Below are 19,302 nucleotides of genomic sequence, written 5' to 3'. Positions count from 1 at the left end.
GAAAATACATTTGCGTGAAAAAACAATTATTAATGACGGGGATGCTCGCATTGTCGGGTATTACATTCGCACAGACAGATCGTTTATGGACCTTAGGCTCCTCAAAAACATTCTCTCCGATTTTAGAAAACATGTCACGTTTTGAAAATCCACAGCTATATCATCTGAATATAAATGGATTAAAAAATGTATTGGCAAAAGCCCCAAAAAGATCAACACAGAAATCTGAAACAATTATCTCTTTTCCCAATTCAGCTGGGAAAATGGAAAATTTCAAAGTAGCAGAAAATTCTAATTTTGAACCTGAGCTGGCTGCTAAATATCCGGATATCAAATCCTATATAGGCGTAGGCGTGGAAGATCCTGCATCAAAGGTTTATTTCAGCATTTCTTCCCTGGGACTTTCTTCTATGGAAATTTATGGTGACAAATCTGCTGTTTTTATTCAACCTTACACCAAAGATCTTTCAACTTATATCATTTACAAAAAGTCAGACAATAAAGACAACCTGAATAAACTTGAATGTAAAGTTTTAGATGTAGCTCAAAAGGGAAATCTTAAGGCCGTATCAAATAAAAATGCAGATGATGCCATATTAAGAACATTCAGGCTTGCTCTTTCTTGTACAGGAGAATATACCTCTTATTTTGGGGGAACAAAAGCTCAGGCTTTAGCAGCTATGAACAATACAATGACCCGCGTAAATGGTATTTTTGAAAATGATTTTTCAGCAAGAATGGTTCTTATTGCCAATAATGACGATATCATTTACACCAATGCATCCACAGATCCCTACTCTCCATCTTCACAAATGAAAAAATGGAACCTGGAGCTTATGAATACACTAAACTCTTCCATTGGAAATAATAATTTTGATATAGGACACCTTTTCGGCAGAGATGGCAGTGGTGGCAATGCAGGATGTATCGGGTGTATTTGTGATAATGATATGTCTACTTATGAAGATCAGGGTATAACCTATCCCAGCAGTTATAAAGGAAGCGGATACACCTCTCCTGCAAACGGCAATCCTTCAGGAGATACTTTTGACATTGATTTTGTAGCTCATGAAATGGGACATCAGTTTGGAGGAAACCACACATGGTCATACGAACCACAATCTGGGTTAAAACCTGTAGAACCAGGTTCAGGATCTACCATCATGGGATACGCAGGTATTACCAATTATGATGTTCAGAAAAATTCAGATCCGTTTTTTCACGCTTTGAGCATTGAACAGATTACCAATAATATCAAAACAAAAACTTGCTCCCTCAACACCCCTACCGGAAATTCAGTTCCTACAGCAAATGCAGGGCTTGATTATATTATTCCTAAAAGCACGCCTTTTATGCTTACCGGATCCGCAACTGATGCAGACGGAGATCCGCTCACCTATATCTGGGAACAAATGGATAAAGGAACTTCTTCTGAAACAGGAGCTAATTCTGCAGCAAAAGAAACAAAAATTGCAGGCCCCATATTCAGATCATGGACTCCTTCAAGTTCTCCTGTAAGATATTTTCCAATAATGTCTTCTATTTTAGCAGGTGCTCTTAAGACAACAGGAATGCAAATAGATGTTGAAGCTCTTCCCGCTGTTGCCAGAACTTTAAATTTCAGACTCACTGTTCGCGACAACAAAGCCGGAGGTGGTGGAAATAATTCGGATGACACTAAGATCACTGTTAATTCAGCAGCAGGGCCATTTGCCATAACATCGCAAAACACAGCAGTTTCCTATGTAAAAGGGAGTTCACAAATAGTGACATGGGATGTAGCAGGCACCACAGCCAACGGAGTAAATACAGCCAACGTAGATATTCTGTGGTCAACAGATAATGGAATTACATGGACCACATTATTAACAGCAACTCCTAATGACGGATCGGAAACCATTACAATCCCTGATACTTTAACTAATTCTGGTAGAATAATGATTAAAGGAAGCAATCATATTTTCTTTGATATCAATAATGCCAATATTTCTGTAAAAACTTCTGATGATAAACCAACAGATGTAAATTCATCATCTACAGAAATCAAAATGTATCCTAATCCCGTAAAGGATATTCTTACTCTTACCAACACCAGCAATGAAGAATATAAAATCTATGACATGGCCGGAAGACTTGCCAGCGCAGGAAATCTGGAAAGCGGAACAGTGAATGTCAATAAACTAACCAATGGCACCTACGTAATCCAGGTTGGAGGATTTGCAAAACAATTCATTAAAAAGTAACAAGAAAATAATTCAATCAGAAAGCTGCTCATTCGGGCAGCTTTTTTTATTCGAAAAAAAATAAAAAATATAAATTCAAATACGTTTATTATTTAATTAAATTTCACAATAACATTTTATTTGAAACAAAATAACTAATATTTAAGTTTTTTAATTTACATTTATCACATAGTAATATTTCATTGTGCCGTTTACCCAGATTGTATTTAAGGGAGCTCCAAGCCGTTTTTTAACGTCTGATGCAGTTGCTTCTTTTGACTCTGTTTTGATATAAATTGGTATTTCCGGCAATTTATGGTCAGAAAAGTATATTATTAAACCTAATCCAAGTCCTGAAAAATTTTCTTTTACAGCCTGGAAAATAGAAATAATATTCAAATCAGTATTTCACCTAAGATCTTTGTAAAGAAAGTAATGTTTCAAAAAAGGCAGCCCCTCTAATACCTCAATAATTTTAAAATAATTTAAAATTTTTTATATGAAACATTTATTTAAGTACTTCTTTTTTTTAACAATTACTACGCTCTCGGTAGCCTGTAGTTCAGACAATGATGATGTAATAGACATCAATCCTGACGTTACCTCTGTATTCTACAAAACGGCTGATGAGCTGGCAGCAACTTATGACAGCAACAACTCGGTAAGTCAGGCCATCAGAAATCAAGCTTATGATCTGTATAAAAGAGGTAAATGGAGTGAACTGGAATCCCTTTTTAAGGCTAATAATTTAAATGGCGGATGGCCGCCTGCTAATGGAGGCTACAATATTGTTGACGATGTTCCGTTACAAGTTGGACAGAAGTTTGACCGATATAGCGGAGCTGTTGGCAGTTATAACGGAACAGGTGTTCCTACTTTAGGGGGAAGCTTTACAAGTCCGATCATCAACGGATATGTGTATACTTTCACACAAAGAGCTTTGAACCAGACTGAAGACAAATACGATTTCTATTACGAAATTGATGTATTGAACAATTCCATGCAGTTTAAAACCCAGACAGCAGATATTATTCCTTGGTTTAGCCAGGCAGGAAAAGGAAAACAAACCATGTGGAAAATCCCTCTCGACATCAACACAGGATATCAGAAAACATGGAATAAGCTGGCAGAAGAAGGTTATATAAAAATCACCATTAAGAAAAGTCCAAGCGGAAAATATCCTAACTTAGTAGGCACAGTTATTCAGCCATAAATTACCCCAGATGTATTCAATCTCAGAAAAAATAAAAATTACAGAAAAAGCTTCTGTTGAAAAAAGCACCTTTATTAATGATGAAGCTCTTCCATCAGCAATAACAACTTTCAACTGCAGTCATTGCAATCACAAAAATACCCTTGAAATAGCACCCTATTCATCTGGATTCCCTATCCTTCAACTGTATCATGAAGATAAAGTGATATCCAAAGATGAATTGTTACAACACGGAATCGCCAACGGAACCTCTCAGAGTATGTTTCATTTTGGAGAACTGACCGTTAATAATATGCCCACTTTGTATTTTGGAACAGATTGTTCTTCCTGTCATTCAAAATATCTTTGTGTGTTCAGCTATGGAGAAAAACAGCCGGGATTGATGATGCTAACCGTTTCTGGTATCTGGAAATATGAGTAGTTGCAGTAATTGAATAGAATTAAAATATTTCAAAATAAAACCACAATTTTTATAGTTGTGGTTTTATTGATTTTTGCAGATTAAATTTTGTTTTGAAAAATTTTCAATCAATTCTTTATTCACACATTTAGTCCTGTACATTTCACATTTTACAAATCCTTTTCTATCTTTGTGGGAAATAAAAAAATTCATGGATAAAATTGATAGTTTGAACCAAGTAGCAGAATTCCATACTACTTTCAAAGCCCCTATTTTAGATACACCACAAATTCCTTCTCCTGAAAGATGTAACCTGAGAGTAGAACTTTTACAGGAAGAATTAAACGAACTGAAACAAGCCATTGCAGATAACAATATTGTAGAAATTGCTGACGCATTGTGTGATCTTCAGTATGTTTTGAGTGGTGCTGTTCTGGAATTCGGACTTGGCAGCAAATTTGTAGAGCTATTCAACGAAGTTCAGCGCTCCAATATGTCGAAAGCATGTGATAATGAAGAACAGGCAAAGGAAACTGTTGAATTCTACAAAGAGAAGGAAGTAGAATCTTTTTATGAAAAGTCTGGAGAAAAATTCAATGTTTACAGACAGGCTGATCATAAAGTATTAAAAAACAAATACTACTCTCCTGCTGATTTAAAATCAATTATCGAAAAATAAAATATGAAAAAATTTATTACCAATATTGTTGCCTTTTCAAGCTTATTTTTAGCTACTCAACAGCTTAGCGCTCAAAAAGTAGTGGTAAACAGAGAAGTTGACACACAGAAAGATGGAAAGATGCTTTTAGGAAACCAACTGAAAGAGCAGTTTTTAAAAGCTCCTTATGCAGATTGGTATGTAAAAGAACATGATGAGTATGCTATTGACGAAAAAGCAGTCAGCGAATTAAGAAAAGGAAAAATTGGTACTTATGACATCATTGTTTTTATGGGAACATGGTGCGAAGACAGTCACAGAGATTTTCCAAGACTGATGAAAATATTGGAAGCAGCCAACTATCCTGAAAATAAATTAAATATTATAGCGGTAAACCGTAAAAAAGAATCTCCTACAGGAGACGAAAGCCTTTATAATATCCAGAAAGTTCCTACCATTATCCTGAAAAGATACGGAAAAGAGGTTGGTAGAATCATAGAAATGCCTACTACAGGATATATTGAAAGAGATTTAGTTCAAATTCTTAAAAAGAATGATTCATCTGTCATCAAAGAAATTTTTAAATAGATTTTGAGAAATTATAGAACCATATTATCCTTTGCAGCAGGTGCCGGAGCCATGGTGCTTCTGTTTTTTGGTCTGAAATCCTGTCTTAACCTTGGAAGTAAAACTGAAAAGTCGGATTATTACATCCTGACCAATCAGATTTCCAAGATGAATAAGATGGTGGTGATGGAGCAGAATACTTCCAGTATGCAGAAAACCAAAATGGGTTATGAAGTTTTTGGGAAAGAAATTTCCAGCAACAGCATTATTACCTATACCAAGACCAATGCACAGGTTTCTTATGACCTTAACAAAATGAAGATCGAAGTAGATTCCATCAATAAAAAATTGATCATTACTGAGCTTCCTGATGCTGAAATAAGAATTACACCAAGTGTTGAGATTCAATCTTTGGATGATTCTTTTATTAACAGAATTTCGGAAAAAGATATTAAAAATGTTACCCAGAAAGCTAAAGAAACAGCAGAGAAATCAATTGATCAGAATCAATTACGAACAGAAGGTCGTAAACAGCTGATGGAAAATCTGAATAATGTTTTCGTTTTGGCCAAGGCTTTAAATTATGAAATAGAGGATAAAACCGGAAAAATTGGTATCTTAGGTCTTTAAAAGGATAAGATTTTAAGTATTCCCATTTTTGGCAAACACTTTGAATGATAATATCATATAGTATTAAAAATTCAAAGTTATGGATAAAAAAGGAAACACCCACAAGAAAGAATCTGCCAACACCGCAGAAACCCAAAAGCAAAATCAGGATTTCCAGGATATTCCTGCAGCTTCGAAAAAGACCAATCCGCCTGATATTGACAAAGAAGATATTCAAAAGTCTTCCAAAAATAAATCAGGAAAAACGGATAATACAAAATAACAAAGAGCTGTAAAGGCTTATTGATATTAAAAAAAACGAAAAGTTCCGTCTCATACGAGGCGGAACTTTTCTTTCTAACTATCTAAATGAACTTTTTTATACGATGGTTGATTTTCCGATCTTGATATTTTCAAAATTGTAATAGGACTTTTCTGAATATCTGATATGATCTGCAATAAAGCTTCCTACCTCACTTGTTGAGTAATATTGTTTGGTATTAAGATCAATGGTAACATACTTGTTTTCAATAGCATGTTCTACAGATTGTCTCAATTTGTCTGCTGCTGCCTTTAAATTAAGATGATCCAGCATCATTGCCACACTTAAAATAGATGCTACAGGATTGGCAATTCCTTTTCCTTTTGCCTGTGGATATGATCCATGAATAGGCTCAAATAAAGCGTTCTTTTCTCCTACCGAAGCAGATGGCAGCAATCCGATAGACCCTCCGATCACACTTGCTTCGTCTGAAATAATATCACCAAACATATTTTCCGTTACAATAACATCAAAATGCTTAGGATTAAGAATCAGCTGCATAGCAGCATTGTCTACAAACATATAATCCAGCTGTACATCAGGATATTCCGATGCAATTTCCTGACACGTTTTTCTCCACAATCTTGAAGTATCAAGAACATTGGCTTTATCAATAAGGGTAAGCTTTTTATTTCTTTTCTGAGCTTCCTGAAACGCCATATGAACAATCGGAATAATATCTTCACGGCTGTATTTACAGACATCATAAGCATAAGCTCCTTCAGGATCTGTAAATTTTTCACCAAAATAAATTCCGCTTACCAGTTCTCTGAAAATCTGAATATCTGCTCCTTCAATAATTTCTCTTTTCAAAGGACTTTTATCGATCAGAGATGCATACGTTTTCAAAGGACGGATATTGGCAAACAATCCCAACTCTTTACGAAGTTTCAATAATCCCTGTTCAGGTCTTACTTTGGCTTCAGGATTGTTATCAAAAACCGGATCACCAATAGCCCCGAAAAGCACAGCATCAGATTCTTTACAAATCTTTAAAGTTTCTTCAGGCAAAGGATTTCCTGTTTTAAAAATAGCTTCTGCACCTATTAATCCATAATCAAAATGAAATTTGCATTGAAAAGCTTCAGCAATAACATCTAATATTTTAATGCTTTCACTGATGATTTCCGGGCCAATCCCATCTCCGGGAAGAACCGCAATTTTAAAATAACTGTCGCTCATTTGCTTTTTGTGTTTTTAATTCAAATTCTGTGATCGTCTGCTTTCTGCTGATTAAAAAATCAATATCGTCATAGCCGTTTAGCAGGCATATTTTTTTGTAAGAATCAATTTCAAAGGTTTCCGTGGTATCTTTAAAGCTGATGGACTGTAATTCTACATCAATGGCAATTTCATTGTCAGGATTTTCGTTGATTCCTTCTAAAATTTCTTTTAAAAATTCTTCGGAAACCTTTACAGGAAGAAGTCCGTTGTTCAGAGCATTTCCTTTGAATATATCAGCAAAATAGCTTGAAACAATTACTTTAAATCCATAATCTGTTAAAGACCAGGCTGCATGTTCACGGCTGCTTCCACAACCAAAGTTATTACCTGCTACCAGAATCTCACCTCCGAATTTAGGATTGTTTAAAACAAAGTCCGGATTGGGTTCTCCTGTATGCATATTGAATCTCCAGTCTCTAAACAGATTTTCTCCAAAACCTTTTCGGTCTATACTTTTCAGGAATCTTGCCGGAATAATCTGGTCTGTATCTATATTTTCTGCCGGCAATGGAACTGCGCGGGATTTTAAAACAACTAATTTTTGCATGTACTTTTAATCTGTTTAGTTTACACTTTCAAAAGCTGAGATTTTACCTTCTATGGCTGCTTTTGCTGCGGTAAGCGGGCTGGCAAGAATTGTTCTTGAACCTTGTCCCTGTCTGCCTTCAAAGTTTCTGTTGGAAGTGGAAACACAATATTCTCCTTCCGGAATTTTATCATCATTCATCGCCAGACACGCTGAACATCCCGGCTGACGAATCTGAAACCCTGCATCATTGAATATTTTATCCAAACCTTCTTCATAAATCTGTTTCACCACTTGCTGAGATCCCGGAACAATCAGTGCTTTTACAGCTTCTGACTTGCTTTTCCCTTTAATATACTGGGCTGCAGAGCGGAAATCTTCTATTCTTGCGTTGGTACAGCTTCCTATGAAAACATAATTAACCTTGATACTATTAACAGCCTGTCCAGCTGCCAGTCCCATATATTTCAATGCTTTTTCTTCTGATTCATTTTGTGGTGTCGGAATAACTTCGCGGATTGAAATCCCCATTCCCGGATTGGTTCCATACGTAATCATTGGATAGATATCTGAAGCATCAAAGCTTAATTCTTCATCAAAAATGGCTCCTTTATCTGTTTTCAAAGTTTTCCAATAGGCTACTTTTTCATTCCATTCCTCTCCCTCTGGAGCAAATTTTCTTCCCTGTACATATTCAAAAGTGGTTTCGTCAGGAGCAATCATTCCGCCTCTGGCACCCATTTCAATACTCATATTGCAGACTGTCATTCTTCCTTCCATTGACATTTCTTCAAACACATTTCCTGCATATTCACAGAAATATCCTGTTCCTCCGTCTGTACCTATTTTTGAAATGATATAAAGAATAACATCTTTAGGTTGAACATTTTCATTCAATTTACCACTGACTGTAATTCTCATTGATTTTGGCTTATTCAACAGCAGGCACTGGCTCGCAAATACCTGCGCAACCTGACTGGTTCCGATACCAAAAGCAATAGATCCAAATGCACCATGCGTAGAAGTGTGGCTGTCACCACAAACAATACTCATTCCCGGCTGGGTAATCCCTAATTCCGGAGCGATGATGTGAACAATTCCCTGATATTGATGTCCTAATCCGAAAAGCTCAATATTGTTTTTCTGACAGTTTTCTGTAAGCTGCTCTACCTGATTTCTTGAAAGTTCATCTCTAATTGGTTGTTCCTGATGCAAAGTAGGAACATTGTGGTCCGCAGTGGCTACAATCTGTTCCGGTCTGAATATTTCCAGGTTTCTGGATCCAAGTTCTGCAAAAGCCTGAGGGCTGGTTACCTCATGAATAAGATGTTTGTCTATATAAATGATCTGAGGTCCCTCCGGAATGGTTTCTACCACGTGAGCGTCCCAAACTTTATCAAAAAGTGTCTTTTTACTGTTGTTCATTGTTTACTTTATCTTGATTTAAATCAAACCTATCCAATTTTTCTGTTGAAAGAATCCATCATCAGGCTCAGATCATCATTACATATTTCTTTTTTAAGGTCAGCGATTTTTAAAAACTCCTGATATAGGTAATCAAGTTCATTTTTGGTCACTTCATAACCGATATGTTTGAAGCGGTAAGCCAATGCTGAACGTCCGCTTCTGGCAGTAAGAATAATCGAAGAAGCATTCACACCTACTTCTGCAGGATCAATAATCTCATAAGTTTCTCTGTTTTTAATAACACCATCCTGATGAATTCCTGAGCTGTGAGCAAAAGCATTAGCTCCTACAATAGCTTTATTAGGCTGTACAGACATTCCCATAAGATCAGACACCATTGTACTCATTTCATTCAACATTCTGGAATTCACATCGGTATGCAGGTTCAAATCTTTATGTTGTTTCAAAATCATGACGACTTCCTCCAAAGCCGTATTTCCTGCTCTTTCTCCCAATCCGTTGATGGTACATTCAATCTGACGCGCACCATTGATAGCTCCGGCAATAGAATTGGCAGTAGCCAATCCAAGATCATTGTGACAATGACATGAAAGCACCACTTTTTCGATTCCTTTTACATTTTCCCTGAGGTATTTTATTTTCTGACCATATTCTTCCGGCAGGCAATATCCTGTGGTGTCAGGAATATTCAGGACAGTTGCTCCCGCTTTGATAACGGCTTCGCAAACCCTTGCCAAATATTCATTATCCGTTCTTCCGGCATCTTCAGCATAAAATTCTACGTCTTCCACGTATGTCTTAGCATACCTTACAGCATCTGCTGCCCTTTCAATAATATCTTCTCTTGTTGAGTTGAATTTGTATTTAATATGAGAATCAGAAGTTCCGATTCCAGTGTGAATTCTTGGTTTCTTTGCCAACTTCAGAGCTTCAGCTGCCACATCAATATCTTTTTTGTTTGCTCTCGTCAGTCCGCATACCTTTGCATTTTTTACCAGTTTTGAGATTTCTGAAACAGATTCAAAATCTCCGGGACTTGAAATTGGGAATCCCGCTTCAATGATATCAATTCCCAACTCGTCAAGCCTTTCAGCAATAATCAGCTTCTGTTCCGTGTTCAGTTTACATCCCGGAACCTGTTCCCCATCTCTCAGTGTCGTATCAAAAATTTCGATTTTTTCGGAATTCATAAGTGAAGTTTTTTACTTAATTTTGGCTCAAAACTACAGCATGCAATATTTTTTTATTTTCATTTTTTCTGAAAATTACAATATTCAACAGCTAAAAAAACAATTGTATTCATTTGTTAATCAATAATTTAATTTATAAAAATTTACAATGGCAGAATTGCAGAAAGATTTTTTGTTTGTATTGGTAAAGTCATTGACCACCTCTGAAAAAAGACAGTTTAAGTTATATGTAAACCGTCTCGGGATTAACGTAGATGCCAAATTTCTATTGTTATTTTCCGAAATGGATAAGATGAAGGAATATGATGAAAGCATTATCATTGAGAAAAAAATTTCCACCAAACAACAGCTTTCCAACCTGAAAGCCCATCTTTACAAACAGATTCTGGTGAGCCTCCGTATGAACCCAAGTCATCAGAACTACAGAATCCAGCTTCGTGAACAGTTGGATTTCGCCAATATTCTGTATCAAAAAGGGCTTTATAAACAGGCTTTAAAGATATTGGATAAGACCAAGCAAACCGCATTGGAATTGGATGAGAAAAGTATCGCTTCTGAAATCATAGATCTTGAAAAAGTAATTGAATCCCAATTTATTACACGAAGTATTGAAGGACGTGCAGAAGAACTGATCAAGCAATCTCAGGATATCAGTAAACAGAATCGTTACACCACAAAATTATCTAATCTTTCATTGAAATTATACAGTGAAATGCTTACCCACGGCTATGTAAAAAATGATACAGACCGACAGGAAGTGATGGATGTTTTCAATGCTCAGATTAAAAATATAAACCCCGAAAAGCTGAATTTCACAGAAAAACTTTGGTATTACAAAGCTCATGTCTGGAAAAACCAGCTTTTACAGGATTACAAATACACGTTGAAATATGCGTATCAATGGGTAGATCTTTTTCATAAGAAACCGGAAATGATCTACAGCCATCCGGTTTGGTATATCAAAGGGAATACTTATCTGTTGAAAATCCTGTTTTTGTATGGAAATATTGATATTCTGGAAGAACATTTTGAGAATTTCAATACAATGGTACATGCAGAAAATTTTGTTCAGAACGAAAACCTTCAGTCTCTTATTTTCCTTACTCAGTATAACACACTGATGAATATTCACTTTGTAAAAGGAGAGTTTTTTACAGGAACCAAGCTCATTCCTGAAGTAGAATTAAAAATGGAAAGACTTAGAGAGAGAATTGATGAGCACCATTTCATGATTCTTTACCTTAAAATGGCGGCCATGTTCTTTGGCAGCAAAATGTTTGATAAGTCCATTGAGTATTCTATGAGAGTGATAGAATCTAAAGGAAATGTGCAGGAAGATCTTTTGTTCCATACACGAATTCTGATCTTAATGGCAAAATATGAGTCTGGAAATGATGAAGATTATGATGAATTTATTGCTTCTACTTTGAAGTTTGCCAAGAAAATGAAGAAGCCGGAAGAATTCCATTTTGAGAGTATTCAGTTTTTTAAGAATCTTAATAATCAGGTCTTAGATCAGAGACAGAAAGCATTTGAAAGTTTTGACAAAAAGCTGGAAGAGTATTCCAACAACGAATATTACAGACGATCATTATTTTATATTGACATTCATGGATGGATCAAATCTAAAGTACAGAATGTGGATGTTATTGAGATTATCAAGCAGAAAGTAAAATATAAAAGAAAACATTAATTAAAAGTACGTAAATCATTATTTTATAGATATTTAAAATACTTTATTTAATGTAAAATAAAATACCAAAATCAGTTATTTCCCTTTTAATATATGTCCTCATAGATTTAACAATTCTAGCAGGTTTTTTATCCTATCAGCTCAATTTATGGGTGAATAAAATCATCTAAAATTGTAAAGCAAAATATTTTATTTCATTACCAATACTAAGGATAATTATATTGAAAATATTAATATTTATGGCATGTGTTAACAGGTCGCTCCTCTGGAGCTTTATTTTGAGAAGACTTCATTTTTTTCTATTAACACTAAATCCCGATGGGATTCAATCCGGCTCCAATAGGAGCTAACGGTTAATAGGACATATTTGTTTTAAAATGATAGCTCCGAAGGAGCGACCTGTTAATTATGCTTTGATTTAATAAGACAAAAATGATTTTATTTATACATATTCTTTATAAAATTCAAAACATTTTTATGACTGATTTTTTCTACCAGCTCTGATGAAAAGCGTTCTTCAATTTCTTTATTGATGGCAGGATAGCCAGAAGCGTTGGAATGTTCCGGGAAGAAAAAAGGATGACGGGACTTGTCCGGATGATCTTTCCAGTAGAAATAATCTGCTCCATAAGCAATGCTTTCTTCTCCACCAAGATCCAAACCGTATTGAATGTGTTCATAAATTCTTTCGGGATTCTCGATATCAACATAATCTTTAATAAAATTAAGACCAATTAAACCCTTTCTGTTAATGGCTTCTTTTACCAGTTCATCAGGAAGATTTCTGTTGTTTTTATAAACAGATCTGTAATTGGAATGGCTTGCCAGAATAGGAATTGAGTAATTCCTCTGATCAATATAGGTGAAAATATCATAGGCCAGCTGATCACTTGTATGTGCTAAATCAATGGCAATTTTTCTGTCGGCAATATAATCTATCAGTACTTTTCCGTCTTCTTTTAAGCCTGCTGCTGCATTATTTCCACCACCGAAACGGTTTTCCAGATGATGGGTAATACCAATATAAAAGACTTTTTGTACATTCTCAATAATCGTTTCCAGATTTTTGAATCCGGAATCAAGACTTTGGTTTTCATCACAGAAAGCGGATGCATTCTCTATAGAAGCAAGAACTCCTACCCGATTTTTATTTTCCTCAGCCTCATAATTATTGTGATTAAAAAAGAAAAAATTCTCGTTTTTAATAAGGTTTGAAAACAACTTACTCTGCTCCAGGCCATAAACTGTACTGTTTGCTCCTGTTCCGGCATACATTGCCATGATCTGAAGTTTTACATTTCCTTCCTGTAAATAAGGCAGTGAACAGCCAATTTCTTTGTCATCAATAGCAGCATCGGATCTCAGCAGATAATATAATAAATCGCAGTGCAGATCCATATTTATAGTATTCATAGTAGTGTAATATTGGAATTTTTTATTTCTTTACTTTGTTCAGTTCATCATTGATAAATTCCACAGAACTATTTTCAAAAACTTCAAGCAGTTTCTGTACGAAAGCTCCGAATGTTTTATATTTTCTCCTGTTAGAATTATATTCTTTTACTTTTTCTTCTAATAAAGGGATAAAAATGAAATTATTTTTCAGATGATATTCCTGAAGTCTTTTTACCCTTTCCTCATCTTTTTGAATTCTGGCGGTTTCAATTTCGCCTAATCTTACTAAATGTTCAGCAACGCAAGTCTGATAATCTCCATAACCTCCAGTTTTGATCATGGTTTCCTTTAGTTTTGATTTTTCAAATAACTCTTTAAATTTAGTAAGCTTATCTGTTTGTTGATTAACTTCTTTATTAACAAAGGAATGTCCAAATTCATGAACACTTAAAAATCTGGCCTGAAACTGATTGTCATACCCAAATTCTCCCGGTTTCTGTACCCTCACAAAAGGACTTGCAATCTCATAAATATTCTGTTTTCCAGATGGTAATATCACATTGGTAGCAATTCCTCTTCCTTCATTATCTTCAATAGGCCACATCATCATAGGAGAAATAATGATAGTATAGGTGTTAAAACTTTCACCATAAAATTGTTCCATGGCTTTTGTAAATCCGTCAGGAATCTGTTTGTTGTATTCCGCTATTCCGCCATTATAAAAGATTTGATTCTCTTTAAAAAACTGCCCGATATTCTCCTGAATGTAAAATTTTGAAAGCGCTGAAAGATAATTTTTAATTAAATCTGTTGCTTCTTCATTCTGTTCTTTTGTAAGATTATTGTTTTCAAAGCGATAATCATTAATCCATTCCACATCCGGAAATTCCTTATGATACATCAGAGGTTTCATCATTGCATCATTTCCGGCACCATATTTTTCCATTAAAATATCATTGAGTCTGGCAGTTGAAACAGCAATATCTGAGTTTTTCAAATGGCCGTATTTCTGTAAAGCATTTTTAACAACCGGTTGATAAACAGAACATTCTTTTATCTTATAAAGTTCAAAATCCTTATTATTCTTTCGGTGCTCTGCAGACAGTATTTCTGCAAGAAAATAAGTCTCAATATTTCTATTGTAAGTAACAGAAAATGTGGATGTACTTTTCTGCGAAAAACAGAATATGGCACTCAATGAGACAAAAACCACGAATAACTTTTTCATTTTAATATTAATTCTCATTCTAAATATAGGCTAATATAGTATTTTATCTAAAAATTCCGTATTTTTGCATCTTAAAATTTCTTAGTAAACAATGATAAAAATTACACTTCCAGACAATAGCGTCAAAGAATTCGAAGGAGCAGTAACTCCTCTAGATGTGGCAAAATCTATAAGCGAGGGATTGGCAAGAAACACCATCTCCGCAATTGTTAATGATCAACAAGTAGAAATCACCACACCTATAACCACGGATTCTACGGTACAGCTTTTGACCTGGAATGATGATCTTGGAAAGAAAGCTTTCTGGCATTCTTCTGCCCACCTTTTGGCGCAGGCAATCCTTGAGTTTTATCCTAATGCTAAGTTAACGATCGGTCCAGCTATTGAAAGCGGATTCTACTATGATGTAGATTTCGGGGATGAAAGCTTATCTGAAAAAGATTTTGAAAAGATTGAGAAAAAGATCTTAGAAAACGCGAAGAAAGGATCTACATTCTCTCTATATCCGGTTTCTAAAGAAGATGCTTTAAAAACATATGCAGACAACCCTTACAAAGTAGAATTGATCTCTAATCTTAATGATGGAGAAATCACTTTTGTAACGCACGATGACTTCACAGACTTATGTCGTGGTGGTCACATTCCAAATACAGGAATTGTAAAGGCAGTTAAGATTTTAAATGCAGCAGGAGCTTACTGGAGAGGAAATGAAAAAAATCCTCAATTAACAAGAGTATACGGTATTTCTTTCCCTAAGCAGAAAGATCTTATTGAATACCTTGAAAGATTAGAAGAAGCTAAAAGAAGAGACCACAGAAAATTAGGTAAAGAACTTGGAATTTTTGCATTCTCTGAAAAAGTAGGTGCCGGCTTACCCCTTTGGCTGCCAAAAGGTACTGCTTTAAGAAGAAAACTAGAGAATTTCCTTTCTGATGCTCAGAAAAAAGGGGGTTACGAATTTGTAATGTCTCCACACATCGGGGCAAAAGAACTTTATGTAACTTCTGGACACTGGGATAAATATGGGGAAGACAGCTTCCAGCCGATTAAAACTCCAAATGAAGGAGAAGAATTCTTACTGAAGCCAATGAACTGTCCGCACCACTGTGAAATTTACAAGACTTCACAATGGAGTTATAGAGATTTGCCAAAAAGGTATGCAGAATTCGGTACGGTATACAGATATGAGCAAAGTGGAGAGCTTCACGGATTAACGAGAGTTCGTGGATTTACTCAGGATGACGCTCACCTTTTCTGTACTCCGGATCAGCTTTCTGAAGAATTTGAAAAAGTAATTGACCTTACGCTTTATGTTTTCAAGTCTTTAGGTTTTGAAGATTTTGTCACTCAGGTATCATTAAGAGATCCTGAAAACAAACAAAAGTATATCGGTTCTGATGAGAATTGGGAGAAAGCAGAAAGCGCGATCATCAATGCAGCTCAGAAGAAAGGTTTAAAAACGGTAGTAGAATACGGAGAAGCAGCATTCTATGGTCCTAAGCTTGACTTCATGGTGAAAGATGCTTTAGGAAGAAAATGGCAGCTTGGAACTATCCAGGTGGATTATAACTTACCGGAAAGGTTTGACCTTCACTATATTGGAAATGATAATGAAAAGCACAGACCGGTAATGATCCACAGGGCACCATTTGGTTCTATGGAGCGTTTCATTGCTATCTTACTGGAAAACACAGCTGGTGATTTCCCATTATGGCTGAGCCCGGATCAGTTTATTATTCTACCGATCAGTGAAAAATATGTAGATTATTCAAAAAAAGTTTCACAATTTTTGGAAAATCACGATATTAGCGGTCAGATTGATGACAGAAACGAGAAGACAGGTAAAAAGATCCGTGATGCTGAATTGAACAAGATTCCTTTCATGCTTGTGGTGGGAGAAAATGAAGAAAAAGAAGAAACGATTTCTGTAAGAAGACGTGGAGAAGGAGATCTTGGAGTGATGAAACTGGAGGATTTCGTTGCTTACTTCAAAAAAGAAGCAGCAATATAAATTTAAAATAAAAGATTGAAGGATTCAAAGATTAAAGAATTAATGAATCTTTCAATTTTAAATATTTAAATCAATTAAATTAAGTAGTTAACCAATAAAATTATAATACAATAGCACAAAGATTTAACAACAGGGGCCCACAAAGACGTCCGGTACAAGAGGACTTACACTTGATCAACGATAAAATTCGTGTGAGAGAGCTTCGTTTGGTGGGCGATAACGTAGAGCCAGGAATTTATCCAATTGACAAAGCAAGACAGATTGCTGCAGATCAGGAATTGGATTTAGTAGTAATTTCTGATAAAGCAGAACCTTTTATTGCAAGAATATTAGAATATAAAAAATTCTTATATGAGCAAAAGAAAAAACAAAAGGAACTTAAAGCTAAGCAGGTAAAAGTGGTAGTGAAAGAGATCCGTTTCGGACCTCAGACAGATGACCACGATTACGAATTCAAAAAGAAGCATGCTGAAAAATTCCTTGAAGAAGGTTCAAAATTAAAGACCTACGTATTTTTTAAAGGACGTTCGATTATCTTTAAAGACCAGGGAGAAATTTTGCTTTTAAAGCTTGCTCAGGAACTAGAGCATGTAGGTAAAGTAGACCAACTTCCTAAACTTGAAGGAAAAAGAATGATTATGATGATGAGTCCTAAAAAACCAGCAAAATAATTAAGTCATTATTTTAATATAAAGAAACCTCAAATTACTTTGAGGTTTTTTTATGCTTTAATTTTAAGAAAAGATTGCTCCGGACTACTCTATCTATCCTCCAAAATCACCACAATCATGCTCCGTAAAAAGAGACAAGGCTTTTTGAGTGGTAAAATAGGCAGCTATTCTTTTATTTTTCATTTCAAGCTTCTTGCCTTCTATAATAAGTTCGTAAACGGGAGCTTTATCTATTTTGGTTAAAATATAAGTCCGTTCTGGTGTTTTGAAAATAGTTTTATTTCCTTCTATAGAATATGAAAAATCATGGATTTCAAAGGTGTCTTTTTCATCACAGACATTAGCCCATCTTATTTCCTTCTTTGTGATAGACAAACTTGTTAAGTCACAGGAATAACAGTTACCCGAGAATTCTATACCATATTTCTCATACACATTTGTGCTTTTACCATTCAATACATCAATAGGAACTAACGATGTAAAATCAACGGGTATTTCTAATTTTGATATATCCTTTTTTTCCGGATCAGTTTTAGAAACCGAAGCGGGAGCTGTTATTACATCTGGAGAAGCATTTTTCTCCACTTTTTTTTCTGTAGCAGGTGAGCAGGAAGTTAACAATACGATCACAATGGAAAGGCTGGTTATTACGTTTTTCATCTTTTTAAAATAATCTATAATACTTGGTTTATCATTTTGTAAAATTCTCCAAATTCTATCGTTCAATATATCCCGGTTTTCAGCCATTTATTCCCTATATCAGGTGATTTTGTTGGCTACAGGTGTGAATACTGATACATTTGCCCAAAATATAGAAAATGAAAATACTCAATCAAATCGTTATATCATCTATGGTGGTTTTTGTGGGATGCAGTCAACAGAACAAAACATCAGAAACTAAAACAGCAAAAACTGAAGTTAAGCAAAAAATAATAACACTTGTCGATTTCAAAAAAACAAAAGGAGTGGATAATGTTCAGGAGGTGCCCTTTCAATTATTTACCAAGCTGGATTCTATACAGTTTTTTGTTGCTCCGAATAAAGATGCCGCTCATCTGAAAGTAGCCTACAATAAGTTCGATAATTATTATGGATTTGAAGAGTTTGAAGACTTCTACTCTATTCATTACAGCATAAATAACAATATTTCGAACAGCATTGAAGCTTTTGTTTTGAAGTCAGAATTCACTTCGTCATTTGAATTAACTTTAAATGGTGTGGATCTTTATGAGATCAGAAGCAGCACATTTAAACAATCTGATGATTTTAAAAATAAATCTTTTAAGAAATTTGGAACTATTGCAGAGATTTCAGAGCAGGAATTTAAAACCAGTTCAAAAAATAGAATGAATGAACCATTGGTAAAAAATCCGAATATAAAACTACATGATGATAACTGGGTATATATTGAAAATGGCAGAAAAGAGGTTATTACACAACATGAAAACATCTCTACAGAGACCGGACCGCTTGCTAATGAATATGTAGGACGGTCACCTTACTTAAATCTGGAGGTTTTCAAAGAAAACTCTGATGAAGTTGCAGGTTCTTTCTATTCTTTTTACAATATAAAAAATGCAGTGATGTTTGAGTTAAGTACTGATGGCTATCCACAAATTCTTCCAACCAAGAGCTGGGTTACCTTTGTTTCATCTAATAATGATGTGGGGAGTAATTTTATTATCGCTAAATATTTACCGCAAACCAAGAAACAGGACAATCTTTTATACGTGAATTTCACCAACTTCAAAATAGCTGATGATAAAAAGGCATTCTGGACAGATAACAATACCTTTTATGCAGAAGTTTTTCCACTTAATTCTACTGCGGTAAATGGTAAAAAGCAGAAAACAGCTTATATAAAGATCCAGTTAAAGGCGGATTTGTTTTAACCTATTAATAAGATAAAAAACCCCTGAAAACAGCCAGTGTATAAGGGAATAAA

The 19,302-nt window shown here is 35.0% G+C and carries 19 protein-coding genes; 11 read left to right on the top strand and 8 right to left on the bottom strand.

The window, feature by feature from the left end:
- Positions 1–14: 14 nt before the first annotated feature.
- Positions 15–2,243, top strand: a complete 2,229-nt coding sequence (locus CQ046_RS09490) for a reprolysin-like metallopeptidase (RefSeq protein WP_105702030.1) — start codon at positions 15–17, stop codon at positions 2,241–2,243.
- A gap of 150 nt (positions 2,244–2,393) precedes the next feature.
- On the opposite strand, the gene CQ046_RS09485 is transcribed toward CQ046_RS09490, so the two are convergent.
- Entirely contained in the window at positions 2,394–2,621 is a 228-nt protein-coding gene (locus CQ046_RS09485) for a hypothetical protein (protein WP_105702029.1), read from the bottom strand.
- Between the two features lie 100 nt (positions 2,622–2,721).
- Here CQ046_RS09485 and CQ046_RS09480 point away from each other — a divergent pair, with 100 nt between their 5' ends.
- From CQ046_RS09480 to CQ046_RS09455, 6 genes are all read left to right on the top strand, one after another.
- Complete coding sequence (locus CQ046_RS09480) at positions 2,722–3,435, top strand: glycohydrolase toxin TNT-related protein (protein WP_105702028.1); 714 nt, start codon at positions 2,722–2,724, stop codon at positions 3,433–3,435.
- A gap of 10 nt (positions 3,436–3,445) precedes the next feature.
- Positions 3,446–3,856, top strand: a complete 411-nt coding sequence (locus tag CQ046_RS09475) for a hypothetical protein (protein WP_105702027.1) — start codon at positions 3,446–3,448, stop codon at positions 3,854–3,856.
- A 190-nt stretch (positions 3,857–4,046) separates the two neighbouring features.
- Positions 4,047–4,514, top strand: coding sequence for a nucleoside triphosphate pyrophosphohydrolase family protein (locus CQ046_RS09470; protein ID WP_047374946.1), 468 nt, complete (start codon positions 4,047–4,049; stop codon positions 4,512–4,514).
- A 3-nt stretch (positions 4,515–4,517) separates the two neighbouring features.
- On the top strand, positions 4,518–5,081 hold the full coding sequence (locus CQ046_RS09465) for a TlpA family protein disulfide reductase (RefSeq protein WP_105702026.1): 564 nt from the start codon (positions 4,518–4,520) through the stop codon (positions 5,079–5,081).
- A 3-nt stretch (positions 5,082–5,084) separates the two neighbouring features.
- A complete protein-coding gene (locus CQ046_RS09460; RefSeq protein ID WP_105702025.1) occupies positions 5,085–5,690 on the top strand; it encodes a DUF4230 domain-containing protein in 606 nt (201 codons plus the stop codon).
- 79 nt (positions 5,691–5,769) lie between these two features.
- Complete coding sequence (locus CQ046_RS09455; RefSeq protein ID WP_105702024.1) at positions 5,770–5,952, top strand: hypothetical protein; 183 nt, start codon at positions 5,770–5,772, stop codon at positions 5,950–5,952.
- A 96-nt stretch (positions 5,953–6,048) separates the two neighbouring features.
- Here the strand turns inward: CQ046_RS09455 and leuB are convergent, their stop codons facing one another.
- The 4 genes from leuB to CQ046_RS09435 are packed head-to-tail and all read right to left on the bottom strand — an operon-like array spanning position 6,049 to position 10,359.
- Positions 6,049–7,173 carry a 3-isopropylmalate dehydrogenase gene (leuB, locus tag CQ046_RS09450; RefSeq protein ID WP_105702023.1) on the bottom strand — a complete coding sequence of 375 codons (1,125 nt, stop codon included), beginning with the start codon at positions 7,171–7,173 and terminating at the stop codon, positions 6,049–6,051.
- Positions 7,154–7,762, bottom strand: coding sequence for a 3-isopropylmalate dehydratase small subunit (gene leuD / locus CQ046_RS09445; protein ID WP_105702022.1), 609 nt, complete (start codon positions 7,760–7,762; stop codon positions 7,154–7,156). The genes leuB and leuD overlap by 20 nt, the downstream gene beginning before the upstream one ends.
- Positions 7,763–7,777: 15 nt before the next feature.
- Entirely contained in the window at positions 7,778–9,166 is a 1,389-nt protein-coding gene (leuC, locus tag CQ046_RS09440) for a 3-isopropylmalate dehydratase large subunit (protein WP_105702021.1), read from the bottom strand.
- 29 nt (positions 9,167–9,195) lie between these two features.
- Positions 9,196–10,359: a 2-isopropylmalate synthase gene (locus CQ046_RS09435; protein WP_105702020.1), complete on the bottom strand. Its 1,164-nt coding sequence runs from the start codon at positions 10,357–10,359 to the stop codon at positions 9,196–9,198.
- A gap of 148 nt (positions 10,360–10,507) precedes the next feature.
- Between CQ046_RS09435 and CQ046_RS09430 the strand changes: the two genes are divergently transcribed.
- Complete coding sequence (locus CQ046_RS09430; RefSeq protein WP_105702019.1) at positions 10,508–12,052, top strand: hypothetical protein; 1,545 nt, start codon at positions 10,508–10,510, stop codon at positions 12,050–12,052.
- 438 nt (positions 12,053–12,490) lie between these two features.
- Here the strand turns inward: CQ046_RS09430 and CQ046_RS09425 are convergent, their stop codons facing one another.
- Entirely contained in the window at positions 12,491–13,465 is a 975-nt protein-coding gene (locus CQ046_RS09425) for a dipeptidase (RefSeq protein WP_105702018.1), read from the bottom strand.
- 22 nt (positions 13,466–13,487) lie between these two features.
- Entirely contained in the window at positions 13,488–14,675 is a 1,188-nt protein-coding gene (locus tag CQ046_RS09420) for a DUF4932 domain-containing protein (protein ID WP_165790497.1), read from the bottom strand.
- A 91-nt stretch (positions 14,676–14,766) separates the two neighbouring features.
- On the opposite strand from CQ046_RS09420, the gene thrS reads away from it, so the two are divergent.
- Positions 14,767–16,686 carry a threonine--tRNA ligase gene (gene thrS / locus CQ046_RS09415; protein WP_105702016.1) on the top strand — a complete coding sequence of 640 codons (1,920 nt, stop codon included), beginning with the start codon at positions 14,767–14,769 and terminating at the stop codon, positions 16,684–16,686.
- A gap of 170 nt (positions 16,687–16,856) precedes the next feature.
- Positions 16,857–17,357 carry a translation initiation factor IF-3 gene (gene infC, locus CQ046_RS09410; RefSeq protein WP_185097810.1) on the top strand — a complete coding sequence of 167 codons (501 nt, stop codon included), beginning with the start codon at positions 16,857–16,859 and terminating at the stop codon, positions 17,355–17,357.
- 93 nt (positions 17,358–17,450) lie between these two features.
- On the opposite strand, the gene CQ046_RS09405 is transcribed toward infC, so the two are convergent.
- Positions 17,451–18,017, bottom strand: a complete 567-nt coding sequence (locus CQ046_RS09405; RefSeq protein WP_123906600.1) for a hypothetical protein — start codon at positions 18,015–18,017, stop codon at positions 17,451–17,453.
- 158 nt (positions 18,018–18,175) lie between these two features.
- On the opposite strand from CQ046_RS09405, the gene CQ046_RS09400 reads away from it, so the two are divergent.
- The gene (locus tag CQ046_RS09400) at positions 18,176–19,249 is read left to right on the top strand and encodes a resolvase (RefSeq protein ID WP_105702014.1); all 1,074 of its coding nucleotides are present in this window, start codon (positions 18,176–18,178) and stop codon (positions 19,247–19,249) included.
- Positions 19,250–19,302 lie beyond the last annotated feature (53 nt).

Origin of the sequence: Chryseobacterium sp. MYb7 (assembly GCF_002979455.1) — a bacterium.
In the GTDB taxonomy this organism is placed as follows: domain Bacteria; phylum Bacteroidota; class Bacteroidia; order Flavobacteriales; family Weeksellaceae; genus Chryseobacterium.
The sequence above is the reverse complement of the archived record's forward strand: the minus strand, read 5'-3'. Positions and strand labels throughout refer to the sequence as shown.